Here is a 25,134-nt window from a genome sequence, read left to right as displayed (position 1 = left end):
GCGTGTACGAGGGCATCGTCCAGGAGCTGATCGACGAACTCGGGCGCCTTCCCGGCATCGGTCCCAAGTCCGCGCAGCGCATCGCGTTCCACATCGTGCAGACCGAGCAGTTCGACGTCTCCCGGCTGGCCGAGATCCTGCTCGAGGTGCGCGACAAGGTGCGGTTCTGCGAGATCTGCGGCAACGTCGCCGAGGAGTCCACTTGCTCCATCTGCCGTGATCCCCGGCGTGACGCGTCGCTCATCTGCGTCGTCGAAGAGGCCAAGGACGTCGTCGCGATCGAACGGACTCGCGAGTTCCGCGGGCTCTACCACGTGCTCGGCGGGGCGATCAGCCCGATCGACGGCATCGGGCCCGACGAGTTGCGCATCCGCCAGCTGATGCAGCGGCTCGCCGACGGCACCGTCCGCGAGGTCATCATCGCCACCGATCCCAACCTCGAGGGCGAGGCGACGGCGACCTACCTCAGCCGGCTGCTCACGACGCTCGAGATCCGCGTGACGCGCCTCGCCTCGGGCCTGCCGGTCGGCGGCGACCTCGAATACGCCGACGAGGTCACGCTGGGCCGCGCGTTCGAAGGGCGCCGCGTCGTCAGCTGAACCGGCGCGACCGCCCGGCCGCCGCCACCGATGTCGGTGGCTCCGCTGAGGATCGAACCATGCCGAGCAGAGGTTCAGAGTGGGTCCAGGGCTACGTCGCGGCGTGGAAGTCGAACGATCCCGACGAGATCGGGGCGCTCTTCACCGATGACGCCGTCTACCTGACCGCACCCGATGTCGAGCCGCGCCGAGGGCGCGAGGCGATCGTGGCCGGATGGGTCGACGACCTCGACGAACCCGGAACGTGGACCTTCGACTGGGAGATCATCCACGAGCATGACGACGTCGTGCTCGTGCAGGGCCGAACGGAGTATCCGGCGGAGCGGGACTACCTCAACCTCTGGATCATCCGCCTGGCCGACGACGGCCGTGCCACCGAGTTCACCGAGTGGTACATGCCGCGCCCACACGGCGGCGACTGAGCGCAGCGCCATCATCTCGAACGGGGTGCGCATGAGGCCGTCGCCACCCCGTTGACGCCACTCCCGCCCGCCAGTAGAACGGAGCGCATGAGCGCTGGAACCGAGTGGGTCGAGGGGTACGTGCGAGCCTGGGAGAGCAACGACCCCGACGACATCGCCGCGATCTTCACCGACGACGCCGTGTACGAGTACAGCCCCGACGACCCCGACGCGCTGCGCGGCCGAGAGGCCATCATCGCCGGATGGCTCGACTCGAAGGACGAGCCGGGCGAGTGGACGTTCGACTGGGAGGTGCTCATCGAGACCGACGACACCGTGATCGTGCAGGGGCGCACCGACTACCCGGCCGAGAAGCTCTACGACAACCTCTGGGTGATCCGGCTTGCGCCGGACGGGCGCGCGAGCCGGTTCACCGAGTGGTACATGGCGCGCGATCGCTGACACCGGCGCACGCGACCTCGGCCGCAGCGCCCCCGTCACATGGCGGGGGCGGAATGCGTGCCGCCGTATGATGGACCTTCCGGCGCCGGGTGAGCATTTCCCCGGCCCAGTCACCCCGGGAGCGCCCACGTGAGCTTGATCGTGCAGAAATACGGCGGATCCTCCGTCGCCGACGCGGAGAGCATCAAGCGGGTCGCCAAGCGCATCGTCGAGGCGCGAAAGGCCGGCAACGACGTCGTCGTGGCGGTCTCCGCGATGGGCGACACGACCGACGAACTGCTCGACCTTGCGCACGAGGTCACGCCGATGCCCGCCCCGCGCGAGCTCGACATGCTGCTCACGTCGGGCGAGCGCATCTCGATGGCGCTGCTCGCGATGGCCATCAAGAGCATGGGCCACGAGGCGCGGTCGTTCACCGGCAGCCAGGCCGGCATGATCACGGATGCCACGCACGGCGCCGCCCGCATCGTCGAGGTCACCCCGGTGCGCCTGCGCGAGGCGCTCGACGAAGGCGCGGTCGTGATCGTCGCGGGCTTCCAGGGGTTCAGCCGCGAGTCGCGCGACATCACCACGCTCGGCCGAGGAGGCAGCGACACGACGGCCGTCGCGCTCGCGGCCGCACTCGAGGCCGACGTCTGCGAGATCTACACCGACGTCGACGGCGTGTTCACCTCAGACCCCCGCGTGGTCAAGAAGGCCCGGAAGCTCGACCGCATCACGAGCGAGGAGATGCTCGAGCTCGCGTCATCCGGCGCCAAGGTGCTGCACATCAGGGCCGTCGAGTATGCACGCCGCCACGGCGTCACGCTGCACGTCCGCTCGTCGTTCAACAACAGCGAGGGGACGATCGTCTACGACCCCGAGCGCCTTCCCGAAGGAGAAGCTGTGGAAGAGTCCGTCATCGCCGGAGTCGCGGTCGACCTCGGGCAGGTCAAGATCACCGTCGTCGGCGTGCCCGACGTGCCCGGCGCCGCGGCCAAGATCTTCAAGATCGTCGCCAAGACCAACGCGAACGTCGACATGATCGTCCAGAACGTCTCGGCCGCGGCCACGGGACGCACCGACATCTCGTTCACCGTGCCGAAGTCCGACGGCGAGCGCGCGCTCACGGCGCTCTCCGACGCGCAGGAGTCGCTCGGCTTCCAGTCGCTGCAGTACGACGACCAGATCGGCAAGCTCTCGCTCGTCGGCGCCGCGATGCGATCGGCGACCGGCATCTCGGCGAAGCTGTTCGAGGCGCTGTACGAGGCCGGCATCAACATCGAGATGATCTCCACCTCCGAGATCCGCATCTCGGTGGTCACGCGGGCCGACAGCGTGAACGACGCGGCGGTCGCCGTGCACCGTGCGTTCGACCTCGACGGCGACAGCGACGCGGTCGTGTACGCGGGCACCGGTCGCTGACGCGCCGAGACGAGGGGGATGCCGCGACCGTCGCGGACGCGCCATCCGTCGATCGGCTGCCGGATTTCAGGAGAACGCTGCCAGAACAGGACGGCCAAGCGCCCTCGGATCCTGAATTCCCAGCGATCTCCTGAATACTTGAGGGCCACGAGAGGGAGCACCATGGCACACGGAGTGAACATCGGCGTCGTCGGCGCCACCGGACAGGTCGGCGCGGTCGTGCGCCGTCTCCTCGAAGAGCGCGACTTCCCGGTCGCGTCGATCCGCTTCTTCGCGTCGGCGCGGTCGGCGGGCACCACGCTTCCATTCAAGGGCGAGGATGTCGTCGTCGAGGATGCCTCCACGGCCGACCCCACGGGCCTCGACATCGCGATCTTCTCCGCGGGTGCGACGCTGTCGAAGGCGCAGGCTCCCCGGTTCGCCGAGGCCGGCGTGACCGTCATCGACAACTCCAGCGGCTGGCGCATGGATCCCGAGGTGCCGCTCGTCGTGAGCGAGGTCAACCCGCACGCGATCGCCGAGGCGCGCAAGGGCATCATCGCGAACCCGAACTGCACCACGATGGCCGCGATGCCCGTGCTGAAGGTGCTGCACGACGAGGCGGGCCTCGAGCGCCTCATGATCTCGACGTACCAGGCCGTGTCGGGTGCCGGCCTCGCGGGTGGCGAGGAGCTGCTCGAGCAGGCGAAGGCCGCGGTCGAGCAGGATGCCATCGGCCTCGTGCACGACGGCGACGCGGTGACGATGCCCGAGCCCCAGAAGTTCGCGCGCCCGATCGCCTTCGACGTGATCCCGCTCGCCGGTTCGATCGTCGACGACGGCGACCTCGAGACCGACGAGGAGAAGAAGCTCCGCAACGAGAGCCGCAAGATCCTCGAGCTGCCGGGCCTGCGCGTCGCGGGCACGTGCGTGCGCGTGCCCGTGTTCACGGGACACTCGCTGTCGATCCACGCCGAGTTCGCGAACGACATCACGCCCGAGCGCGCGACCGAGCTGCTCGCCGCCGCGCCCGGTGTCGAGCTCAGCGACATCCCGACGCCCCTGCAGGCCGCGGGCAACGATCCGAGCTACGTCGGCCGGATCCGGCAGGACCAGTCGGCCCCCGAGCACAAGGGCCTCGTCCTCTTCGTCTCGAACGACAACCTGCGCAAGGGCGCCGCGCTCAACGCCGTCCAGATCGCCGAGCTCGTCGCCGCGAAGCTGCCGGCCGCGGTCTAGACCGGATGTCGCGGCCGCGCGCTCGCACCGCGCGCCACTGAGGCCTCGTCGAACGGCCCGCCCCCGCACCACCGCGGAGCGGGCCGTTCGCTCCGCTGCGCCTCAGCGGCCGAGGCCGCGCCGCGCGGCTACGTCCTGGTGGGCGAGTCGCCGCAGCGCGAGGATCACCGGCTCGTACACGGCCGTGCCCAGGACCGTGTACTCGACCGCGGCGTGGGGGTCGTCGGGCATCCGGTCGAGGTCGTACTGCGCGATGTCGCGCAGTCGCGCACCGTAGGCGCTCAGCCGCTCCGCCGAGATCGGCATGCCCGCCGCATCGGCCGCCGCGAGCGCCGACTCGAGCTGTGCCACGGCCGCGAACCGGGGATCGAACACCTGGCCGAGGGACTCGAGCGCTTCCCGGGCACGGGGGAACGGGTCGGGGTCGTCGTCGCGAGGGGGTTCGACCGTCGGGGGCAGGGCCGAGACGGCGCGTCCGAGCGTCGCGTACAGGTCGTCGCCGGGCTCGTCGACGAGGTCGAGGATGGCGCGCGCCTGCTGGACGCTGAGCCCCACCGACCCGATGAGCGATCGGATGAGGCGCAGCCGGCGCACGTGGGCGTCGTCGTAGCTCGCCTGAGTCGCCGAGGTCGCGACGCCGGGATGGAGCAGTCCCTCCCGCAGGTAGAACTTGATGGTCGCGACGGACAGCCCGGTCGCCGTGGCGAGTGCGGAGATGCGCATCCCGGCCTCCTTGCATTGGATAGTGCAACTCTCTAGTATTGGAGAGCACCACTATCCAATCATGATCCGACCGGAAAGGCGCACGCCATGCCGTCCTCCATCGACCTCATCCTCATCGGAGCCCTCCTGCTCGCGCTGATCACCGTCGAGAGCGGCGGATGGTTCCTCACCCGGGTGGTGCGCGGCTACGCTCCGGCGAACGCCCTGCAGGTGTCGTTCTTCCGCGCGGGCCACGCGCACGCCGCCGTGCTCATCGTGCTCTCGGTGGCGATCCTCACCGTGGTCTCGGCCGCCGCGCTCGACGGCGCCTGGCTCTGGATCGCCCGACTCGGCGCGCCCGTCGCCGCGATCCTCATGCCTGCCGGGTTCTTCCTGTCGGTCCTGGGCCGCGACCCGCAGCGGCCGGGACGTGCCATCCTGCTGCTCTGGATTGGCGCCGCGTCGCTCGCGATCGGCCTCGCGACGGCCGGAGTCGGACTGATCGCGGCCGGCGTCGCCGCGCTGTGACGCGAAAGCGAACTCCGCCGGGCCCTCGCCGCCGTGGCGCCCGGGCGGAGATCGGCTGGTCATCGCGTCCATCCGGGCGGACTTAGACTGGAACCCGTGAACTCAGAGGACACCGTCGACGTCGTGCTGATCGGCGGGGGCATCATGAGCGCCACGCTCGGCTCCCTGATCTCGAGGCTCCAGCCCGACTGGAGCATCCGCCTCTACGAACGACTCGGCCGCGCGGCCCAGGAGTCGTCCAACCCCTGGAACAACGCCGGCACCGGCCACGCCGCGCTCTGCGAGCTGAACTACATGCCCGAAGCGCCCGACGGCACGGTGAGCGCCGACAAGGCCGTCTCGATCAACGAGCAGTTCCAGGTCAGCCGGCAGTACTGGTCGCACCTCGTCGAGACCGGGGCCATCGGCGACCCGAAGCAGTTCATCAATTCCACGCCCCACATGACCTTCGTCAGCGGCAAGGCCAACGTCGAATACCTGCGCAAGCGGCGCGCCGCCCTCGAGGGCCAGCCGCTCTTCGCCGACATGGAGTACACGGAGGACATCGACACCCTCGCCGAGTGGACTCCCCTGCTCGCGAAGAAGCGCAACCGGCGCCAGCGCATCGCCGCCACCCGCGCGACCTCCGGCACCGACGTCGACTTCGGCGCCCTGACCCAGCTGCTGCTGCGGGACCTCGAGCAGCGCGGCGCCGAGATCCACAACAACCACCAGGTCACCTGGCTGAAGCGGCAGAACGACGGCACCTGGCGGCTCCGCGTGCGCCACACCGTCGGCAACACGCCCCGCGTCGTGCGCGCGCGGTTCGTATTCGTCGGTGCGGGCGGCGGCGCGCTCGCGCTGCTCCAGCACGCCGGCATCCCCGAGATCAAGGGGTACGGCGGCTTCCCGATCTCGGGGCAGTTCCTGCGCACGACCGATCCGAAGATCGTCGCCCAGCACAATGCCAAGGTCTACGGCAAGGCCGCCGTCGGTGCCCCGCCGATGTCGGTGCCGCACCTCGACACGCGCGTCGTCGACGGCGAGACCTCGCTGCTGTTCGGGCCCTACGCGGGCTTCACGCCGAAGTTCCTCAAGTCGAGCACGTGGTTCGACCTGCCCTTCTCGATCCGGCTGCACAACATCATCCCGATGCTGCAGGTCGCGTTCAAGAACTTCGACCTCGTGCGCTACCTCGTCTCCGAGCTCCTCGCCGGGCGCGACAAGAAGCTCGCGGCGCTGCGCCAGTTCATGCCGACCGCGAAGAGCAAGGACTGGGAGCTCATCACGGCGGGCCAGCGCGTCCAGGTCATGAAGAAGGACCCGAAGCAGGGCGGCGTGCTGCAGTTCGGCACCGAGGTCATCTCCGGTGCGGATGGAACGATCGCGGGCCTGCTCGGTGCGTCGCCCGGTGCGTCGACCGCCGTGCCGATCATGCTGCAGGTGCTCGCGAAGTGCTTCCCCGACCGTGTCGGGGAGTGGGAGCCGCGCCTGCGCGAGATGATCCCGTCCTACGGCACCACGCTGTCCGATGATCCCGAGCTCGCCGCCGCGTCGCTGGCGCGCACGGCTGCCGTGCTCGGGCTCGACGCCGGCGAGCCGCAGGGCGAGATCGCGGCGGCGGTCAAGGTTCCGGCACTGGCATCCGCCTGAGTTTCCGTTCGCGGCAGCGGCACGACACGACTCGACTCGGGCCGCGCGAGTCTGCTATGGTCGTGCTCGCTATGAAGTGAGCACATCCCATCGTCCCGCGCCTGAGGCGCCGTTGACATCCGGGGTGTGCTCTTCGCACTGATCGCGACAGTGTTCGCGCGCGCTCCGACGACGGCAGACACCCGGCGGGATCCATCTCCGTCCCGGGCCGTCGCCGCCTCCCTCGCGTGGCGCGCGACCGGTTCGACGCGTCGTCCGGTTCCGCTCCCGCGGTCGTGCGTGGCGGCGGCTCGGGGCATTCTCGCGAAGGGGATCCACCCTCATGCCAGTCAACCTCTCTTCCTCCACCCACCTGTGCGTCGACGGACTGTCCGTCGCCTTCGGCGATCGGCGCGTGCTCTCCGACCTCGGCTTCGCGGTCGCGGCCGGCCAGCGGCTCGGCCTCATCGGCGAGAACGGCGCCGGCAAGTCGACGCTGCTGCGCGTCATCGCAGCGGGGTCGACGGATGCCGCGGGGTCGTCGTCCGCCGACGACGACCCGTTGCCCGGCGCCGCGGTCGACGGGCGCATCGCGCGACCGGCGCGCACGGGCATCTTGCTCCAGGAGCTGCCGTTCGCGTCGGACGACCGCGTCGACGACGTGCTCGAGTCGGCGATCGCCGAGGTTCGCTCGATCGAGCGCGAGCTCGACGCGGCCGCGTCGGCCCTCGCCGAGCCGGATCACGCCGCCGACGCCGCCGAGCGCTACGCCGCCGCGCTCGCCACGGCTGAGCGGGCCGACGTGTGGTCCGTCGATCGCCGTCGCGACGAACTGCTCGACGGCCTCGGGCTGTCGGGCCTCGGACGCGACCGGCGCATCAGAGAACTGTCGGGCGGTCAGCGAAGCCGGTTCGCCCTGGCCGCGCTCCTGCTCGCGTCGCCCGACGCACTGCTGCTCGACGAGCCGACGAATCACCTCGACGACGACGCTGCGGCGTTCCTCGAGGATCGGCTCCGCGCCTGGCGCGGACCGGTCGTGTTCGCCAGCCACGACCGCGAGTTCCTCGACCGCGTCGCGACGAGCCTGCTGGATCTCGACCCCGGACGTGTCGGCGCGACCTCGGTCGCGCAGGCGGCCGGGGGTCGAACGAGCGGCGGCGGCTCGCGTGCGGCTGTGCTCGCGGCATCCGTCGGCACGGTCTTCGGCGGCACCTTCAGCGAGTACCTCGAGGTCCGCGCCGACGAGCGGGTCCGCTGGGAACGACAGCACGACGATGAGCAGGCGGAGCTGCGCCGTTTGCGTCTCACCGTCGCCGAGTCGGCGCGTTCGGTCGCCCACGGTCGTGCGCCCACCGACAACGACAAGTTCCTCAAGCACTTCAAGCGAGAGGGCGTCGAGCAGGCGGTGTCGCGTCGCGTGCGCAATGCCGAGGTGCGACTCAGCGAACTCGAGCGCACCCAGCTGGCCGCGCCGCCCGCGCCCCTGTCGTTCGCGGGTATCCCGTCAGGCTCGCACGTGCTCGACCAGGAGTCCGGGGCGTTGCTTCAGGGCGCGGACATCGCGGTGGGCGGACGGCTCGAGCTCGAGTCGCTGCGCATCGAACCCGCGACCCGTCTGCTCGTCACGGGCGCGAACGGCGCGGGGAAGTCCACGCTGCTCGCGCTCCTCGCGGGTCGCGTCGCGCCCGACCGGGGCGTGCTGCACCGCCGGCGAGGGTTGCGGGTAGGGCTGCTCGAACAGGACGTGCGGTTCGCCGATCCGGATGCCACGCCGCGCGCGATCTACGAGCGGGCGCTGGGGGAGCGGCGCGCCGAGCGCGTCCCGCTCGCGGGGCTCGGCCTCGTCGCGCCGCGCGACCTGGACCGGTCGGTCGGACGACTTTCGGTCGGGCAGCAGCGACGTCTCGCGCTCGCGCTCGTGATCTCGTCGCCGCCGCACGTATTCCTGCTCGACGAGCCGACGAACCACCTCTCGCTCGCGCTCGCCGGCGAGCTCGAGGAGGCGCTCGGCGGCTATCCGGGCGCGGTGGTGATCGCGAGCCACGACCGGTGGCTGCGGCGGCGCTGGGATGGCGAGACGCTCGCGCTCGGCGGCGCGTCGACGCGGTCCCGCGTTGCCGCGTAGTCGCGTAGCCGCATCATCCGATCGCAAGACCGGGTGGAAAGGTATCCGCGGGATACCTTTCCACCCGATTCCGGGGCAGCGACGGTCGCTCGCGCCGGACCCCTGCCGGCGCGCCGCGATTCCGCTTGCCTCGAATTCGAACATGTGTTCGAATGTCAGGGTGCGATGGAACGGACAGGAACTCGGCGTCGACCAGCCCGATGCGCTGCCTGGCCTGGCCCGGCTGAACAACCTTGTCCGCTCGGTGCAGACGCCCGAGTTCGCCGGCGTGACCTTCCACGAGGTGCTCGCGAAGTCGGCCCTCAACAAGGTTCCGGGCCAGTCGTACGTGCCCTTCGGCTGGACCATCAACCCCTACCGGGGCTGCACGCATGCATGCGTCTACTGCTTCGCCCGTCCGACGCACAACTACCTCGATCTCGACGCCGGACACGACTTCGATCGGCAGATCATCGTGAAGGTCAACGTCGCCGACGTGCTGCGACGTGAGCTGGCGCGACCGTCGTGGCGGCACGAACCCGTGGCGCTCGGCACCAACACCGATCCGTACCAGCGTGCCGAGGGGCGCTATTCGCTCATGCCGGGCATCATCGAGGCGCTCGCCGGCAGCGGAACCCCGTTCAGCGTGCTCACCAAGGGCACGTTGCTCCGCCGCGACCTCCCGATACTGGCAGCGGCGCGCGAGCATGTCGCGGTCGACCTCGCCATGTCGATCGCGGTCTACGACGACGAGTTGCAGCAGTCGATCGAGCCCGGAACCCCGACGACCGCGGCGCGCCTGGCCACGGTGACCGCCGCACGCGACGCCGGGTTCGACTGCTCGGTGTTCCTCATGCCGATCCTCCCGTACCTCACCGACACCCGAGCCCACCTCGACGAAGCCCTTCGTCGAGCGAAGGCGGCGGGCGCCACGAGCGTCATCTACTCGGCTCTGCACCTCCGCGGCGCCGTCAAGCCGTGGTTCTTCGGGTGGCTCGGGCGCGAGCACCCCGAACTCGTGCCCCGCTACCGCGCGATGTACCCCGGTGCCAGCGCGTATGCGCCGGCCGAGTACCGCGAATGGCTCGCCGAACGGATCCGGCCGCTCATCCGGGCGCACCGTCTCGAGCGCGGTCGCGAGGACTCGGTGACCGGCGGCGTACGATCCTCCGCACTCGGACGTCGCCCGAGACGAGCCGCCGCAGCGACCATCGCTGACGCGTCGGCGTCACCCATCGGGCGCAGTTCCGAGCTCGGCGACCTGCCCCTCGACGCTGCGGCCCCCGCCATGCTGTTCTGACCCGGATGGTCGCGGGACCCCGGGGCCGGAACGAAATGCACCACCGCGTGCGCGAACTGCGATAATCCGGCAAGGGCCGCGCCATCGGCCGGGATCGGAGCACGGATGACCCTCGGCTTGCCCGAGCATCTCGCGAGGGAATCCCTGAGTCGTGCCCTCGCGCGTGCCGGGCAGAGCGCCGCGGCCGTCTGCCTCGGCGCGGCGCTCCTGGTCACCATCGCGTCGGCGGTCGCCGCCTCCCTGCCGGCCGGCGAGGGCCCCGACCGACAGCGCGCGGCGCTCGCCGCGACGGTCCTGCTCTCGGTGCAGGCACTGCTCCTCTACCTCGTGGCCCGCTACGAGACGGTGACGCTCACCGTGATGGCGCTCGTCGGCGGCACGGCCGCGGTGTTCGGGCTCACGGTCATGCTGCTCGCATCGGGCGAGGTTGAGGCGGCGGCCGACAACGCGCTCGTCGCGCTGTCGCGCGCCGCGCTCATCCTCGTGGGCGGCGCCGGAATCGGATCGGGCATCGCGATCACCTGGGCCGTGCTCGGCTGGGGGCTCGGCGAGGCGGCGGCGTTCCTGGGCGCCACGGTGGCCGGTGCACCCTGGGTGCCCAGCCTGCCGGCCCTCGCGGTGCTCGGCATCGTGGTCGTCGCCCGCACCTTCGACGCCGCCGCTCGGCGCGCGGTCGATCGCCGCGAGACGGCGCTGCACCGGGCGAGCCAGCAGACCCGCGAGCTGACCATCCGGCACGACTATGAGCTCCGCGCCATCGCCCGGCTGCACGACACCGCGCTCAGCCACCTGGTCGCGATCGCGACGGCCGGTTCGGGCGCGGTCGACGAACGCCTGCGGAGCGCGATCCGGAACGACCTGTCGCTCATCGTGGGCCGCGATTGGGCGGGCGACCACACCGAGGCCGCGGGCGACGGATCGCACACGGATCGCACGGGTCGGCCCGCCGCGAGTCGCGCGGCCGCGGACAGGCGCGCGACGGGACCCGGCTCGACGTCCCGGGCGTCGGCTCCGCCGCTCGCCGAGGCGCTCGGCATCGCGCGAGACGCGGGGGTCGCGGTGCATGTCGCGGGGCCGCCGGCGGCCCTCGAGTCCCTCACGCCTGCGCGGCGCGACGCGCTGGAATCCGCCGTCGCGCAGTGCCTGATCAACGTGGTCCGCCACGCCGGCGTCGCTGAGGCCGAGGTCGCGGTCGATCCCGGTGACGGCGAGGTCACGGTCGTGGTCATCGATGGCGGCGCGGGATTCGATCCCGATGCCGTCCCCGACGACCGGATCGGCCTGCGCACATCGATCCGCGGGCGCATCGAGCAGGAAGGCGGCACCGCGCGCATCTGGTCGCGGCCCGGCGTCGGGACCACCGTGATGCTGACCGTTCCGGAGGGCGACGGATGAGCACCCGGATGCGGCTCACGCAGCAGGAGGTCGACCCGATCGGCGGGGTCGCCGCCGCGCCGCTGGTCGTCGTGGGCTCGGCGCTGGCCGTCGCCGTGGCCGTGGGCGTGACTGTGGCGCAATGGGGAGTTGTCTCGGCGCCGGCGGTCGCGCTGCTCGCGATCGCGCTCGTCGCGGGAGCGGGCGTCGTCGCCTCGGTCTCGGCGCTGCCCGGTCGGAACCCGTTCACGGCCGATCGGCTCTGGGTCACGGTGAGCCTCGCGGTCAGCGGAGCGATCGCCGAGTTCGTCGCGACGATCGGCGCCGATCGTGCGGGCTACGAGGACTACGGCCCGTTCGTGGTCGGAATCCTGATCCTCTCGGTCGCACCGTACTGCACGTGGCTCTCGCTGCTCGTCGCCGGCGGCATCGCCACCGCCGTGCTCGTGATCCTCGAGATCGGATCCGCCGATCCCTCGCTCCCGCGCGTGACCGCGGCGTCCGTCGTCATCGTCGATGCCGTCACGGTGCTCGCGTTCGCCGCCGCCGCGGCGGGCTACTCCGCCGCGATCGTCCGCGAGACGCTCGCGTGGCAGCGACAGGCCAACGTCGCAGCGCTCGAGCGCGACGCGAGCCTTCGTGCGGGCATCGCCCGCTCGGTGCAGCAGGGGAGGGTCTCCGTCCTCAGCCGCGAGGTGCTCCCGTTCCTCGCGCAGGTCATGAACGCCGACCGCTTGACGGTCGCGGATGCCGACCGTGCCCGGGAGCTCGCCGAGGCCCTTCGCCGCGCGCTCAAGGCGGGCCTCGAGTCGACCTGGCTCGACGATCTCGCCGCCTCGGTCTCCGCCGTGCGCGGTGTGGTCGTCACGGTCGACGATCCCGGTGGCGGCGCGGCACGACTGCGCAGCGACCAGCGCCCCGCCCTCACCGCACTGGTCTCGTGGCTGTCGGCCGGCGGCCGCTCGCGCGCCATCCGAGTGGCCGTCTCGTCTGCTGAGGAAACCGACCGGGTGGTGCTCGAGTCGGAGTCGGGCAGTGCGCCGCCCACGCGTCGCGAGCTCGATCGGTTCCTCGCGGTCGCGCGCTCGGTCGGGCTGCGCGGCGATGTCGCCTCGACGCGAGAGAATATGCGCGTGGAGTTCCGCTATGACGCCTGAACCCGACGCGTCGCCCCCCGCTCGCGTCGGGATCCTCGACGACCATGCCCTGATCGTCGACGGACTCGCCGGCTGGATCGACGAGCACGCGACCGACCTGCGCGTCGTCATCCGCACCACTCGCTGGCTCGACCTCGTGCGGCACCCCGAATTTCCGGTCGACGTGGTGCTGATGGACCTCCAGCTCGGCGAGAGCATCTCGATCGAGTCGAGGATCCGCGCGTGCCGTGCGGCCGGCGCCGCGGTCGTCGTCGTGACCGCGCTCGACGACGACTCCTCCCGCGAGCGCTCGCTCGGCGCGGGCGCTGCCGCGTTCGTCTCGAAGACGCTTCCCGTGAGCGACCTGGTCGCGGTCGCGCGACGGGTCGCCGCCGGTGAACGGATGGCGCGAATCGGCGCCGCGGCATCCGCGGGCCACGAGGCGTCCGACGATGTCGCCGCCCCGCCCGACGCCGGGCTGAGCGATGCCGAGCGTCGCGCGCTGGTGCTGTACGCGCAGGGACTCTCGACCGCCGAGGTGGCCAGGCGCATGTCGGTGGGCTACGAGACAGCGAAGACCTACCTGCGACGGGCGCGCGACAAGTACGCCAAGGTCGGCCGCCCGGCCGGGCGTCGCGCCGAACTGATCCGCCGAGTGGCGGAGGACGGAATGCTCGAGTAGATGGCGAAGCTCTACTTCCGGTACGGCGCGATGAACTCGGGCAAGTCGACCGCGCTGCTCCAGGCCGCGTTCAACTACGAGGAGCGCGGCCACCGCGTGCTGCTGGCCAAGCCGACCGTCGACACCAAGGGCGACCGGAGCATCGTCTCGCGCCTCGGAGTGGTCCGCGAGGTCGACTTCACGATCGCGCCCGACGATCCGGTGCTCGACGTGTTCCAGCGCCACCGCACCCCGGTGATCGAGGAGCACGGTCGTGACGTCAGCTGCCTCCTGGTCGACGAGGCGCAGTTCCTCTCGGCCGAACAGGTCGACGACCTGCTGCGCATCGCGCTGCTCGACGACATTCCCGTGCTCGCCTACGGCATCCGGACCGACTTCCAGACCGTCGCCTTCACCGGAAGCCGCCGACTGCTCGAGATCGCGCACAGCCTCGAAGAGCTGAAGACGATCTGCCGGTGCGGCCGCAAGGCGATCTTCAACGGCCGGCGCATCGACGGACGATACGTGTTCGACGGCGACCAGGTCGCGATCGACGGGGCCGATGTCGCGTACGAGTCGCTGTGCGGGGTCTGCTACCTGCAGGAGAGCCGCGGAGTGCTCGACGGCCGTCACTGACCGGGCCTACCCGACCTCGGTCGCCCCAGTTCGGGGGGAGATACTCCGGTCCCCTCTTGAGAGGACTCGGAATGGCGGTAACCTGACCATGCCCATCGGCCCGACGATGGGAAGCGCTCGGCACCCGAACCCGAGACGGGGCCGCGTCGGAGGTGAAGCATGACGCTCACTCGGCAGTCCCACACCACCCCTGCCGAGGCGGTCGCCGAGTGGCAGCGCGCGTACGCGCGGCGCCTGCTGGTCACCGACCTGGCCGTCATCCTCTTCGCCGTCTACGGATCCCAGTTCATCCGGTTCGGCACGTCCGGGACGTCGCTGCGCATCCCGGGGGTCGGCGAACGTGCCGACGTCCTCATCAGCTACGCCGTCGTGTCCGCACTGCTCGCGGCCGGATGGTTCATCTCGCTCGCCCTCTTCGCGACGCGTGATCGCACGGTCGTCGGCGCAGGCACGAGCGAGTACCGGCGCATCGCCGACGCCAGCCTCCGCGTGTTCGCCATCCTCGCGATCGGCGCGTTCCTGTTGCGTTCCGAGGTCGGCCGCGCGTACGTCCTCGTCGCCTTCCCACTCGGACTGGTCCTGCTCATCACGGGCCGCTGGGCATGGCGCAAGTGGCTGCTCCGACAGCGAGTGCAGGGGCGGTTCGTGCACCGCGCCATCCTGATGGGCGAGCGGCAGAAGTCGGCGCACGTGGCCGAGCAGATCGCGCGCGACGGCGTCTCGGGGATCGAGATCGTCGGCGCCATCACCGAGCACGGCGAGTCCGCACACGAGCTCGCACCCGGCATCCCCGTGCTCGGCGACTACGACAGCCTCGATCGCGTCCTCGACGAGGCGCGCGCCGACACGGTGGTGTTCACGGGTGCCGATACGATCGACCCCCGCGGCATGCGCGAGCTCGGCTGGCGGCTCGAGACGACGTCCACGAATCTCGTGGTGGCGCCGGCGCTGACGGATGTCGCGGGCCCGCGCATCCACGCACGTCCCGTCGCGGGACTTCCGCTCATCCAGGTCGACTACCCCGAGTTCTCGGGCCGCAAGTACGCGGCGAAGCGCGCGTTCGACCTGGTCGTCGCATCCGTCGCGCTCGTCGTACTGAGCCCGCTCTTCCTGCTCATCGCGATCAGCGTGCGTCGCGACAGCCCGGGGCCGGCGATCTTCTCGCAGGAGCGCGTGGGGCTCAACGGCCGTCCGTTCCACATGCTCAAGTTCCGCTCGATGGTGATCGACGCCGAGACCCAGCTGCCCACGCTGCTCGACCGGACCGACGGGAACGGGGTGCTCTTCAAGATGCGCACCGACCCGCGGGTCACGCGCATCGGCGCCGTCCTGAGACGCTACAGCCTCGACGAGCTGCCGCAGCTGCTCAACGTGCTGCGAGGCGAGATGTCGCTCGTCGGGCCGCGACCGCCCCTCGCGAGCGAGGTGGAGCGGTACGACGACTGGGCGCTGCGACGACTGCTCGTGCGTCCGGGCATCACCGGACTCTGGCAGACGCAGGGGCGGTCCGACCTCTCATGGGACGACAGCGTGCGCCTCGACCTCTACTACGTCGAGAACTGGTCGCTGACGGGCGACGTCATCATCCTGTACCGCACCGCGCGCGCCGTGGTCCGGGCACAGGGCGCGTATTGATGCGACGGCCGGGTGCCGCAGCCGCCGTCGGCGTGCCGGTTCGGGCAGAATCGAACCGATGAAGGGCATCATCCTCGCCGGCGGCTCGGGTACGCGGCTGCATCCGATCACGCTCGGCATCTCCAAGCAGCTCGTCCCCATCTACGACAAGCCGATGGTGTACTACCCGCTGAGCACGCTCATGCTGGCGGGCATCCGCGAGATCCTCCTGATCACGACGCCCCACGACGCGCCGCAGTTCTCGCGGCTCCTCGGCGACGGGTCCCGGTTCGGCATCGAGCTGCAGTACGCCGAGCAGCCCGCCCCCGAGGGGTTGGCGCAGGCATTCGTCATCGGCGCCGACTTCATCGGCGATGATGAGGTCTGCCTCGTGCTCGGCGACAACATCTTCTACGGGCCGGGGCTGGGCACGCAGCTGTCACGCTTCCGCGGCCTCGACGGCGCGGCAGTCTTCGCGTACCGGGTTTCCGATCCGACGGCCTACGGCGTGATCGAGTTCGACGGCGGCGGCCGCGCCACGTCGATCGAGGAGAAGCCCGCCCGCCCGCGGAGCGACTTCGCGGTGCCCGGCATCTACTTCTACGACAACGACGTCGTCGCCATCGCTCGTTCGCTCACGCCCTCGGCGCGAGGCGAGCTCGAGATCACCGACGTGAACCGCGCCTACCTCGCCGAGGGACGCCTGCACGTCGAGGTCCTTCCGCGGGGGACCGCGTGGCTCGACACCGGCACCGTCGACTCGCTGTCCGAGGCGACCGAGTTCGTGCGCACGATCGAGCGCCGCCAGAGCCTCAAGATCGGGGCGCCCGAAGAGGTCGCCTGGCGGCAGGGATGGCTCGGCGACGACGACTTGCGGACGCGCGCCGAGGAGCTGCGCAAGTCGGGGTACGGCGAGTACCTGCTCGGCCTCGTCGAACGGGGGAGGGACGCATGAGCGCCCTGCTCGTGACCGGCGGCGCCGGGTTCATCGGCTCCAACTTCGTGCGCCACGTGCTCGAGCGCACGACGCACGACGTCGTGGTGCTCGACAAGCTCACCTACGCCGGCAACCTCGCCTCGCTCGAGGGGCTGCCCGACGACCGGTTCCGGTTCGTCCGCGGCGACATCGCCGATGCGCCGCTCGTCGACGCGCTCGTGGCCGACCTCGACCCGGCCACCGACGCCATCGTCCACTTCGCCGCGGAGTCCCACAACGACAACTCGCTCGCCGGTCCGAGGCCCTTCGTGGACACCAACGTCGTGGGCACCTTCGTGCTCATCGAGGCGGCGCGCCGTCGCGACATCCGCTTCCACCACATCTCGACCGACGAGGTCTACGGCGACCTCGAGCTCGACGACCCCGCCCGATTCACCGAGGAGACCGCGTACCGCCCGTCGAGCCCCTACTCGTCGACGAAGGCGGCGTCCGACCTGCTGGTGCGCGCATGGGTGCGCAGCTACGGGCTGCGGGCGACCATCAGCGGGTGCTCGAACAACTACGGTCCCTACCAGCACGTCGAGAAGTTCATCCCGCGCCAGATCACCAACGTGCTGCGCGGCGCGCGTCCCAAGCTGTACGGCAGCGGCAGGAACGTGCGCGACTGGATCCACGTCGAGGACCACTCGAGCGCGGTCCTCGCGATCCTCGGGCGCGGCCGCATCGGCGAGACGTACCTCATCGGTGCCGACGGCGAACGCGACAACGCCCACGTCGTCGAGGAGCTCCTCGACCTCCTCGGACAGCCGCGCGACGCCTACGATCTCGTTCCCGATCGACCCGGGCACGACCTGCGGTACGCGATCGACGCGAGCAAGCTCCGCCGCGAGACGGGGTGGTCGCCGCGCTTCACGGACTTCCGCGACGGCCTCGCCCGCACGGTCGCGTGGTACCGCGCCAACGAGTCCTGGTGGGCACCGCAGAAGGACGACACCGAGGCGCGCTACGCGGAGCTCGGTCGGTGAGCGGGGGCGGCACGCCGATCGGGGTGCACGAGACGCCGATCGCCGGCCTGCTCACGGTCGACCTGCCCCTCCACGGGGATTCCCGCGGATGGTTCAAGGAGCACTGGCATCGCGACAAGATGGTCGCGCTCGGGCTGCCCGACTTCGGCCCGGTGCAGCAGAACCTGTCGTACAACGCGGCCGTCGGCACGACGCGAGGGTTCCACGCCGAACCGTGGGACAAGTACCTCGGCGTCGCGAGCGGGCGGGCGTTCGGTGCGTGGGTCGACCTGCGCGAGGGGAGCGGCTTCGGACGCACGGTGACGCTCGAGCTCGGGCCCGGAGTCGCGGTGTTCGTGCCACGCGGGGTCGCGAACGCGTTCCAGACCCTCGAGCCCGACACCGTGTACACCTATCTCGTCAACGACCACTGGTCGCCGGATGCCGCGTACCCGTCGATCGACCTGGGCGATCCCAGGCTCGCGGTCGAGTGGCCGATCCCGCTCGATCGGGCCGTCGTCTCCGAGAAGGACCGCGCGAATCCGCCGCTCGACCAGTTGCCTCCGGTGCCGGCGCTGAAGACCGTCGTGCTCGGCGCCGACGGGCAGCTCGGGCGCGCCCTCCGCGATGCCTACGCCGGGGAGGCCGACGGCTCGGTGCGGTTCCTCACGCGAACCGACCTCGACCTGCGCGACGCCGCGGCGATCCGCGAGCACGACTGGTCGGGCGTGGGCACCATCGTCAACGCCGCCGCGTACACCGCCGTCGATCGTGCCGAAGCCGAGGGACGAGCCGACGCCTGGGCGGTGAACGCGGCCGCGGTCGGGGCGATCGCCGACGTCGCGCGCCGACGCCGGATCACACTCGTGCACGTCTCGACCGACTACGTGTTCGACGGCACGAGACATCCGCACCGCGAGGATGAACCGCCCGCGCCGCTCGGCGCGTACGGGGCCTCGAAGGCCGCCGGAGAGCTCGCCGCCCAAGGGGTCGCGCGCCACTACCTCGTGCGGACGAGCTGGGTCGTGGGCGAGGGCGCGAACTTCGTCCGCACGATGCGCCGCTGCGCCGAGGAGGGGATCGACCCCGTCGTGGTGACCGACCAGACCGGGCGCCCCACCTTCGCGGACGAGCTCGCCCGTGGCATCCGTCACCTGCTCGATCGCGGTGCCCCCTACGGCACCTACCACCTCTCCAACGGCGGGCCCGTGCTGTCGTGGTTCGACCTCGCCCGCGCGGTCTTCCAGGAGCTCGGCCACGACGCCGATCGCGTCGCGCCGACCACTGCCGCGGCGTATGCCGCCGGGATCGCGATGGAAGGCCGCCCGGTCGCGCCGAGACCGTCGCACAGCGAGTTCGACCTGTCGAAGCTCCGCGCAACGGGATTCGAGCCCGAACCCGCCGAGATCGCGCTTCGGCATCATCTCCGGCGTGATCGGTGATCTCCCGGGATTCTCCGCATACGATGTGTCGCGTGAGTCCACGATCGAGCGACCGACCGAAGAAGCCGCTGGCGCGTAGCGCGCGGCTGTGGGTGCCCGTGACGCTCGGCGTGCTGCTGCTCGCGATCATCGGGGTCGGGATCGCCGGTTGGCAGATCGCCGAGCGCGGGTTCGCCGCCAAGGACGAGCTCGAGCAGGCCATCCCGCTCGCGAAGAAGGCGCAGGAGCAGGTGCTGGCCGGCGATCAGGCCGGTGCGACCGCCACGGTCGACGAGCTCGCCGTGCACGCGGCCGAGGCCAGGCGGCTCACCGATGACCAGCTCTGGCGGGCCTTCGAATGGGTCCCGGTGGCGGGTCCGAACCTGGCGGCCGTCCGCGTGGCGTCGACCTCGGTCGACGAGCTCGTCGACGGCGTGGTCCGGCCTGCCACGACGCTCAGCCTCGACGCGCTGAAGCCCGCAGGCGGGGCGATCGACCTCGTGGCCCTCGCCGACCTCTCCGAGGTGGTCGATGGCGTCGCCGACACGATCGACGAAGTCTCGACCGAGCTCGCGTCGGTCGACCGTGACCAGCTCATCGGGCCCGTCGCCGACGGCATCGGCCAGCTCGACGAGGCGGTCGGGCAGGTCGAGCCGATGATCGGCCCCGCGAGCACGGCGCTCGAGGTGCTGCCCAAGGCGCTCGGCGCCGATGGACCGCGCAACTACCTGCTGCTGTTCCAGAACAACGCCGAGGCGCGCGGCACCGGCGGCAACCCGGCCGCGCTGCTGCTCGTCAACGTCACCGACGGCAAGATCACCATCGCCCAGCAGGCGTCCAGCAGCGACTTCCAGAACGGCCGCGCGACGCCGATCGTCGAGCTCGATCCCGAGACCGAGGCACTGTACGGCGACAAGATCGGCCGCTACATGATGGATGTCACGCTGACGCCCGACTTCGCCGAGACCTCCGAGCTGATCCGGGCGTTCTGGGCCGAGTCGTTCGGCTCCCAGGTCGACGGCGTGGTCTCGTTCGACCCGGTCGCACTCGGCTACCTCCTCGGCGCGACCGGTCCGGTCACGTTGCCGACCGGCGAGAAGCTCACGGCCGACAACACGGCGAGCACCGTCCTCAACGACGTCTACTTCCGGTACGAGGAGCCCGAGGCGCAGGATGCGTTCTTCGCGGCCGCCGCGGCGTCGGTGTTCAAGGTCATCACGTCGGGCTCGGGCGAGACCGACGCGCTCGTCGAGGCGCTCGCCCGTTCGGTCGATGAGGGCCGCCTCATGTACGCGCCGTCCGACGCCGCCGAGGCGGAGGTCATCGCGGGTTCGCGCATCACCGGCGCCCTTCCCGCCGACAACGACGAGCAGAGCGTCGTCGGCGTCTACGTGAACGACGTCACGCAGGGCAAGATGGACTACTACCTCCAGCTCGACGCCACCGCCGCCACCGACTCCTGCACCGTCGACTCCGGCACGGCGCCCACGTTCACGACCACCGCGACCCTCACGTCGACGGTCCGCCCCGAGGACGTCGACGGGCTCGCCGAGTACATCGCGACCGGGAAGTACTTCCCCAAGGGCGACATCTCGTCCGACGTGGTCCTGTACGGGCCGGTCGGGTCGACCTTCCAGTCCGCGACGCTCGACGGCGCCCCCGCCGCGGTCACGCCCTTGACGCATCTCGGCCGGCCTGCGGTCAAGATCAACGTGCGCAACCTGCCGGGTTCCGCCCATTCCGTGACCGCCGTGTTCAGCGGCACGGCCGACGGGGCCTACGGTCCCCTCGAGGTCTGGCACACGCCACTCGTGCGGCCGGCGAACGTGACGATCGACGCGCCGGGCTGCGTCGCGGCGGGCTGAGCCCAGTCGGCACGACGCGGCTGCGCGGCTCGGCAGGCGGCTCGGCTCGGCGCGCGCCGTCTCGGCGCGCGGGCCTGCTGCAGGGCCCGCCTCCCTACGGTGTTCGCGTCGGTTCGGGCTGCGCGGCCTTCGGCTTGCGCACTCCGCGGAACACGACGTAGTGGTACAGCAGGAACCGCAGCATCACGACGACGACGATGCTCGCGAGGTTGACCAGGTTCACGGCGAACGGGCCGGCCTCGCGGCCGAGCAGCGCAGAGGCCCCGAGCACGCCCACCCAGACGATCAGCGCGCCGAGCGCCGTGCACGCCGCATTGACGATGACGAAGAGCGTGATCTCCATCGCGCGGCTGTGGCCGCCGCGGTCGCGGAACGTCCACTCGCGGTTCCCGAGGTAGGCGTTCACGAGGGCGACCAGCGACGCGATGATCTTCGAGGCCACGAGGTCGACGCCGAGCACGAGGTAGAGCAGGTTGAAGACCACGATCTCGATGAGCGTGCTGACGGCGCCCACGGTGAGGAACCGTGCGCCGAGCCCCGCGATCCGGCGCCATCGAGCGTGCTGTGACATCTGCACTACGCTACTACGCGAGCCTGCGCCCTTCCGTGCAGCGAGTCGTCGGGAGGCGGTGTGCAACTGGATCATCTCGTCGTGGTCATGCCTGCGTACAACGAGGCCGAGGGCCTGCCAGGATTCCTGGCAGAGGTGAGCGAGCATCTCTCGCCGCTCGCGCGACGGCTGAGCCTCGTCGTGGTGAACGACCGGTCGACGGATGGCACCGGCGAGATCCTGCGCGAACTCGTCGACGACCTGCCTGGTCTCGTGCCGATCGACGCCGAGGTGAACCGCGGCCACGGCCCCACCGCGCTCGCGGCCTACCGCGCCGGGCTCGACCTCGCACCCGACCTGATCCTCCACGTCGACGGCGACGGGCAGTTCCACGGCGCCGACCTCGCCCGCGTGGTGCGGGCTGCCGTGTCCACCGGTGCCGACGTGGTGCACGGCGTGCGGCGCGGCCGCCACGATCCGTGGTTCCGGCGCGTGCTCACCGCGGCGGTCGGCACGGTCGTGGCACTCGCCGCCGGCCGGCGCATTCCCGACGTCAACACTCCGCTCCGGTCGTATCGCCCCGAACGGCTCGCGCAGTTGCTCGGTCGCATCCCGGCCGACGCGCTCGTGCCGCATGTGCACTTCTCACTCGCCGAGGCCCGACTCGGGTTCCGTGTGCGCTACGTCGAGGTCGCGAGCATCCCTCGCCGCGGATCGAACCAGACCGGCACCATGTGGGGAGTCGAGCGGCCTCCGAAGCTCCCGCCCAAGCGCCTCCGGCGGTTCGCGACCGCAGCCGCGGGCGAGCTGTGGCAGGTGTCGCTCCGCCCGGGAGCCGGGCGGTGACCACGTCGGTCGGCGCGCCGTCGGGTGAGGCCCACGCGCGCTCCGACGCCCGGCGCGTGCTCGTCGACGTCGCCTGGTGGGTCCTGGCCGTCGCAGTCGTCGCGGCGAACCTCGCGGTGATCATCCCCGGCATCGCCACGGTGCGGCTCTGGGAGGACGAGGCGTTCAACCTCAGCGTGCCGCTCAATCTGGTCCGCGGACTCGGATACACCAGCGACGGCACCCTGTCGGGCAGCGAGCTCGCCCCGTTCGACATCCGCATCTCGACGGGCCCGGTCATGCTGCTGCCCATCGCGGGCCTCATCGGCATCGGGGTCGATCCCGTGTTCGCCGGACGTGCGATCGCGACGGTCGGTTACGTCGGACTGCTCGTCGCACTCGCGCTCGTCGGGCGGAGGCTGGGCGGCCGCTGGGCGGCGCTGGTCGCCGTCGCGGTCCCGCTCGCGTTCGAGACGGCAGCGATGCCCTCGCCCATCCAGACGCCCGTCGACGTGCTCGGCGAGGTGACCGCAGCCGCATTCCTCGTGGCGGCGCTGCTGTTCCTGCACCGCCGGCCCTGGCTCGCCGGCCTCATGCTCGGACTCGCCATCCAGGTGAAGTTCATCGCCCTCCTCGCGGTGCCGGCGCTCACGATCGCCGTCCTGCTCGACGGGGCGGGGCCGATCCTCCGACGCGCCCGCGGCAACATCGTGAACGTGGTCTGGGCGGCGCTCGCCGCCGCGGTGCCGACCCTCCTCTTCGAGGCGGCGAAGCTCGTCTCGCTGGGCACCGCGGGGTACGTGCAGAACCTGCGCGATTTCACCTGGTTCCTCCGTTCCGGCGGTCAGCGCGGCTATGCGGTCTCGCCACTCGACAAGCTCGGCACCCTGCTGGGCTCGTGGAACCTCCCCGCGGTCGTCGTGGGCGTGGTCGCGGTGCTCGTGGTCGCGGGCGGAGCCGTGGTGCTCGTCGTCGCGTTGCGCCGGATCGCCCGCGATCCCGAGAAGCTCGCGACATCCGGTGGCAGCCGCACCGACGCGGCCGAGTTCCGCGCCGTGCTCCTCGCCGCCGCGCTGGGGCTCGCGACCTACCTCGCGTGGTGGCTGGTCTCCCGCCACACGCCGGCGTGGGTGCGGCATCCGGCCCCCGCCGTCTTCGCGTTCGTTCCCGTGCTCGTCGCGGCACTGGTGCCCGCCGCGCGCATCGCCTGGTCGTCGGCGGCCGCCCGATGGCGGCGCGCGTGCATCGGCGGGGTCGCGGCGATCGGCGTCATCGCGCTGGCGTGGTCGATCGCCGGCCGCGTGGGCGCCGTCGGCGACCACGTGTTCCCTCCGGGCGAGACGCTCTCCGCCCAACGTGAGGCCGCGCGCGACATCGCGGAGCTGGGCTACGACCGCCTCGCGGTGCTCTGGGGCCCGGCCGTGAGCATCGGCGTCCTCGCCGGGGCGCACGTCGGCCTCACGGACGCGGTCGAGGTGACCGCCGACGACCCGCGGATCTGGCGCGGTGAGGCACCGCCGCGCTGCGAGGTGGAACTCGAGTCGGGGCAGTACCTGGTCTGCATCGCCGCCCGCTGACCGCGAAGCAGCGACCGGATGCCGCGGACGGAAGCCCGCGCAGCACGCCGGCATCCGTGCGAGAGTGGCACCATGACGGCCGCCGCATCTCGGACCACGGCGTCGACGCGCCCGGCCGTCCGCATCGACGGCGTCGACGCCGCGCGCGGCATCGCGCTGATCGGGATGTTCGTGGCGCACGTCGCACCCATGGCGTCGAGCGTCGGCGCCAACGAGCTGATCGCGTTGGCCGACGAGCGTCCGCGGCTGCTCTTCGCCCTGACCGCGGGTATCGGGCTCGGTCTCATCTCGGGCGCCGTGCGACCGGTGGCCGACCGGGTCGAGCGCGGCGTGCTCCGCCGGCAGATCGCGATCCGGGCCGTGCTCCTCATCGCGCTCGGCGTGTTCGTCGTCGTGGCCCTGCGGCCGCTCGTGTTCGTGATCCTCGACGTGTACGGCGTCGCCTTCCTGGTGATGCTGCCGATGCTCTTCCTGCCGGCGCGCGTGGCGATCGTCCTCGGCGCGGTGCTCCTGACCATGACGCCGGCCATCGCCGCGATCGCCGAGCGCGACCCGCAGACCGTCGAGCTCGCCGACAGTCCGGTCGGGCTGCTCGTCACGTGGTTCGTGGTGGGCGCCTACCCGGTGATCATCTGGGTCCCCGTGATGCTCATCGGGCTCGGGATGGCTCGCGCCGGCGTCGGTTCGCCGGGCGTGGTGCACCGAGCCGCGCTCGCCGGCGCGGCGGTCGCGTGCATCACCCTGCCGCTCGCCCGGCTGCTGCCCGATCCCGGCGAGGCGGCGATCGATTCGCCCACCGTCGCATGGGCGGCACCCGTGCGCGCGTCGCTCGAGACGCTGGGCAACACCGCGGTGGGCGTCGTGGTGGTCGCCGCGGTCGTCGCGCTGACCGCGCTCGCACGGCCGGCGGTCCGCCGCGTCGCGCGCACCGCCCTCGCTCCCATCATCGCAATGGGCGCCATGCCGCTGACAATCTACACGGCGCACCTCGTCGTGATCTCGATGTCCAAGCGCACCGAGGACGGCCGGGTGACGGACGACTCGTGGCCGCTGACCGTCGGGCTCATCGTCGGGTCGATGGTCTTCGCCTGGGTCTGGCAGCGCTTCGTCGGGCGGGGACCGCTCGAGATGCTGCTGCGCTGGGCGAGCGGGCGGTCGCGGGTCGCGCCATCCGACGGCGAACGCCGGGCCGACGCAGGCTGAAC

General features: G+C 71.3%; 23 protein-coding genes. 21 read left to right on the top strand and 2 right to left on the bottom strand.

The window, feature by feature from the left end; translation table 11 throughout:
• The first annotated feature begins 2 nt into the window (after nucleotides 1-2).
• The 5 genes from recR (at nucleotide 3) to BLT99_RS09645 (ending at nucleotide 4,084) form a co-directional block, all read left to right on the top strand.
• The gene (gene recR, locus BLT99_RS09665; protein WP_092671575.1) at nucleotides 3-599 is read left to right on the top strand and encodes a recombination mediator RecR; all 597 of its coding nucleotides are present in this window, start codon (nucleotides 3-5) and stop codon (nucleotides 597-599) included.
• A 59-nt stretch (nucleotides 600-658) separates the two neighbouring features.
• On the top strand, nucleotides 659-1,021 hold the full coding sequence (locus tag BLT99_RS09660) for a nuclear transport factor 2 family protein (protein ID WP_092671572.1): 363 nt from the start codon (nucleotides 659-661) through the stop codon (nucleotides 1,019-1,021).
• A gap of 87 nt (nucleotides 1,022-1,108) precedes the next feature.
• Nucleotides 1,109-1,462 carry a nuclear transport factor 2 family protein gene (locus BLT99_RS09655; RefSeq protein ID WP_092671569.1) on the top strand — a complete coding sequence of 118 codons (354 nt, stop codon included), beginning with the start codon at nucleotides 1,109-1,111 and terminating at the stop codon, nucleotides 1,460-1,462.
• Nucleotides 1,463-1,591: 129 nt separating this feature from the next.
• The gene (locus tag BLT99_RS09650; RefSeq protein ID WP_092671566.1) at nucleotides 1,592-2,866 is read left to right on the top strand and encodes an aspartate kinase; all 1,275 of its coding nucleotides are present in this window, start codon (nucleotides 1,592-1,594) and stop codon (nucleotides 2,864-2,866) included.
• Nucleotides 2,867-3,028: 162 nt separating this feature from the next.
• On the top strand, nucleotides 3,029-4,084 hold the full coding sequence (locus BLT99_RS09645; RefSeq protein ID WP_092671563.1) for an aspartate-semialdehyde dehydrogenase: 1,056 nt from the start codon (nucleotides 3,029-3,031) through the stop codon (nucleotides 4,082-4,084).
• 102 nt (nucleotides 4,085-4,186) lie between these two features.
• On the opposite strand, the gene BLT99_RS09640 is transcribed toward BLT99_RS09645, so the two are convergent.
• Nucleotides 4,187-4,807, bottom strand: coding sequence for a MerR family transcriptional regulator (locus tag BLT99_RS09640; protein ID WP_092671560.1), 621 nt, complete (start codon nucleotides 4,805-4,807; stop codon nucleotides 4,187-4,189).
• 87 nt (nucleotides 4,808-4,894) lie between these two features.
• Here BLT99_RS09640 and BLT99_RS09635 point away from each other — a divergent pair, with 87 nt between their 5' ends.
• The 13 genes from BLT99_RS09635 to BLT99_RS09575 all read left to right on the top strand — a co-directional run bounded on the left by BLT99_RS09635 (nucleotide 4,895) and on the right by BLT99_RS09575 (nucleotide 20,977).
• The gene (locus tag BLT99_RS09635) at nucleotides 4,895-5,314 is read left to right on the top strand and encodes a hypothetical protein (RefSeq protein ID WP_092671557.1); all 420 of its coding nucleotides are present in this window, start codon (nucleotides 4,895-4,897) and stop codon (nucleotides 5,312-5,314) included.
• Nucleotides 5,315-5,410: 96 nt separating this feature from the next.
• A complete protein-coding gene (locus BLT99_RS09630) occupies nucleotides 5,411-6,946 on the top strand; it encodes a malate:quinone oxidoreductase (protein WP_092671554.1) in 1,536 nt (511 codons plus the stop codon).
• A gap of 322 nt (nucleotides 6,947-7,268) precedes the next feature.
• Complete coding sequence (locus tag BLT99_RS09625; RefSeq protein ID WP_092671551.1) at nucleotides 7,269-9,050, top strand: ABC-F family ATP-binding cassette domain-containing protein; 1,782 nt, start codon at nucleotides 7,269-7,271, stop codon at nucleotides 9,048-9,050.
• A gap of 160 nt (nucleotides 9,051-9,210) precedes the next feature.
• Nucleotides 9,211-10,329, top strand: coding sequence for an Rv2578c family radical SAM protein (locus BLT99_RS09620; protein WP_092671548.1), 1,119 nt, complete (start codon nucleotides 9,211-9,213; stop codon nucleotides 10,327-10,329).
• A 105-nt stretch (nucleotides 10,330-10,434) separates the two neighbouring features.
• A complete protein-coding gene (locus BLT99_RS09615) occupies nucleotides 10,435-11,724 on the top strand; it encodes a sensor histidine kinase (RefSeq protein WP_092671545.1) in 1,290 nt (429 codons plus the stop codon).
• Nucleotides 11,721-12,860, top strand: a complete 1,140-nt coding sequence (locus BLT99_RS09610; RefSeq protein WP_133988482.1) for a hypothetical protein — start codon at nucleotides 11,721-11,723, stop codon at nucleotides 12,858-12,860. Before BLT99_RS09615 ends, BLT99_RS09610 begins: the two co-directional genes overlap by 4 nt.
• Nucleotides 12,850-13,521, top strand: a complete 672-nt coding sequence (locus BLT99_RS09605; protein WP_092671539.1) for a response regulator transcription factor — start codon at nucleotides 12,850-12,852, stop codon at nucleotides 13,519-13,521. The genes BLT99_RS09610 and BLT99_RS09605 overlap by 11 nt, the downstream gene beginning before the upstream one ends.
• A complete protein-coding gene (locus BLT99_RS09600; protein ID WP_092671536.1) occupies nucleotides 13,522-14,136 on the top strand; it encodes a thymidine kinase in 615 nt (204 codons plus the stop codon).
• Nucleotides 14,137-14,295: 159 nt separating this feature from the next.
• Nucleotides 14,296-15,771, top strand: a complete 1,476-nt coding sequence (locus BLT99_RS09595; RefSeq protein ID WP_092671533.1) for a sugar transferase — start codon at nucleotides 14,296-14,298, stop codon at nucleotides 15,769-15,771.
• A gap of 58 nt (nucleotides 15,772-15,829) precedes the next feature.
• Nucleotides 15,830-16,705, top strand: a complete 876-nt coding sequence (gene rfbA, locus BLT99_RS09590) for a glucose-1-phosphate thymidylyltransferase RfbA (protein WP_092671530.1) — start codon at nucleotides 15,830-15,832, stop codon at nucleotides 16,703-16,705.
• The gene (gene rfbB, locus BLT99_RS09585) at nucleotides 16,702-17,712 is read left to right on the top strand and encodes a dTDP-glucose 4,6-dehydratase (protein WP_092671527.1); all 1,011 of its coding nucleotides are present in this window, start codon (nucleotides 16,702-16,704) and stop codon (nucleotides 17,710-17,712) included. Before rfbA ends, rfbB begins: the two co-directional genes overlap by 4 nt.
• On the top strand, nucleotides 17,709-19,133 hold the full coding sequence (locus tag BLT99_RS09580; protein ID WP_092671525.1) for a sugar nucleotide-binding protein: 1,425 nt from the start codon (nucleotides 17,709-17,711) through the stop codon (nucleotides 19,131-19,133). Before rfbB ends, BLT99_RS09580 begins: the two co-directional genes overlap by 4 nt.
• A gap of 32 nt (nucleotides 19,134-19,165) precedes the next feature.
• A complete protein-coding gene (locus BLT99_RS09575) occupies nucleotides 19,166-20,977 on the top strand; it encodes a DUF4012 domain-containing protein (RefSeq protein ID WP_092671522.1) in 1,812 nt (603 codons plus the stop codon).
• Between the two features lie 94 nt (nucleotides 20,978-21,071).
• Here BLT99_RS09575 and BLT99_RS17590 read toward each other — a convergent pair whose 3' ends face one another.
• The gene (locus BLT99_RS17590) at nucleotides 21,072-21,548 is read right to left on the bottom strand and encodes a GtrA family protein (protein ID WP_157674970.1); all 477 of its coding nucleotides are present in this window, start codon (nucleotides 21,546-21,548) and stop codon (nucleotides 21,072-21,074) included.
• Nucleotides 21,549-21,635: 87 nt separating this feature from the next.
• On the opposite strand from BLT99_RS17590, the gene BLT99_RS09565 reads away from it, so the two are divergent.
• The 3 genes from BLT99_RS09565 to BLT99_RS09555 all read left to right on the top strand — a co-directional run bounded on the left by BLT99_RS09565 (nucleotide 21,636) and on the right by BLT99_RS09555 (nucleotide 25,132).
• The gene (locus BLT99_RS09565) at nucleotides 21,636-22,373 is read left to right on the top strand and encodes a glycosyltransferase family 2 protein (protein ID WP_092676005.1); all 738 of its coding nucleotides are present in this window, start codon (nucleotides 21,636-21,638) and stop codon (nucleotides 22,371-22,373) included.
• Complete coding sequence (locus BLT99_RS09560) at nucleotides 22,370-23,929, top strand: glycosyltransferase 87 family protein (RefSeq protein ID WP_092671516.1); 1,560 nt, start codon at nucleotides 22,370-22,372, stop codon at nucleotides 23,927-23,929. Before BLT99_RS09565 ends, BLT99_RS09560 begins: the two co-directional genes overlap by 4 nt.
• 72 nt (nucleotides 23,930-24,001) lie before the next feature.
• Entirely contained in the window at nucleotides 24,002-25,132 is a 1,131-nt protein-coding gene (locus tag BLT99_RS09555) for a heparan-alpha-glucosaminide N-acetyltransferase domain-containing protein (RefSeq protein ID WP_166670885.1), read from the top strand.
• The last annotated feature ends 2 nt before the right edge of the window (nucleotides 25,133-25,134 follow it).

Source organism: Agromyces flavus, from assembly GCF_900104685.1.
Classification (GTDB): Bacteria; Actinomycetota; Actinomycetes; order Actinomycetales; family Microbacteriaceae; genus Agromyces; species Agromyces flavus.
The sequence above is the reverse complement of the archived record's forward strand: the minus strand, read 5'-3'. Positions and strand labels throughout refer to the sequence as shown.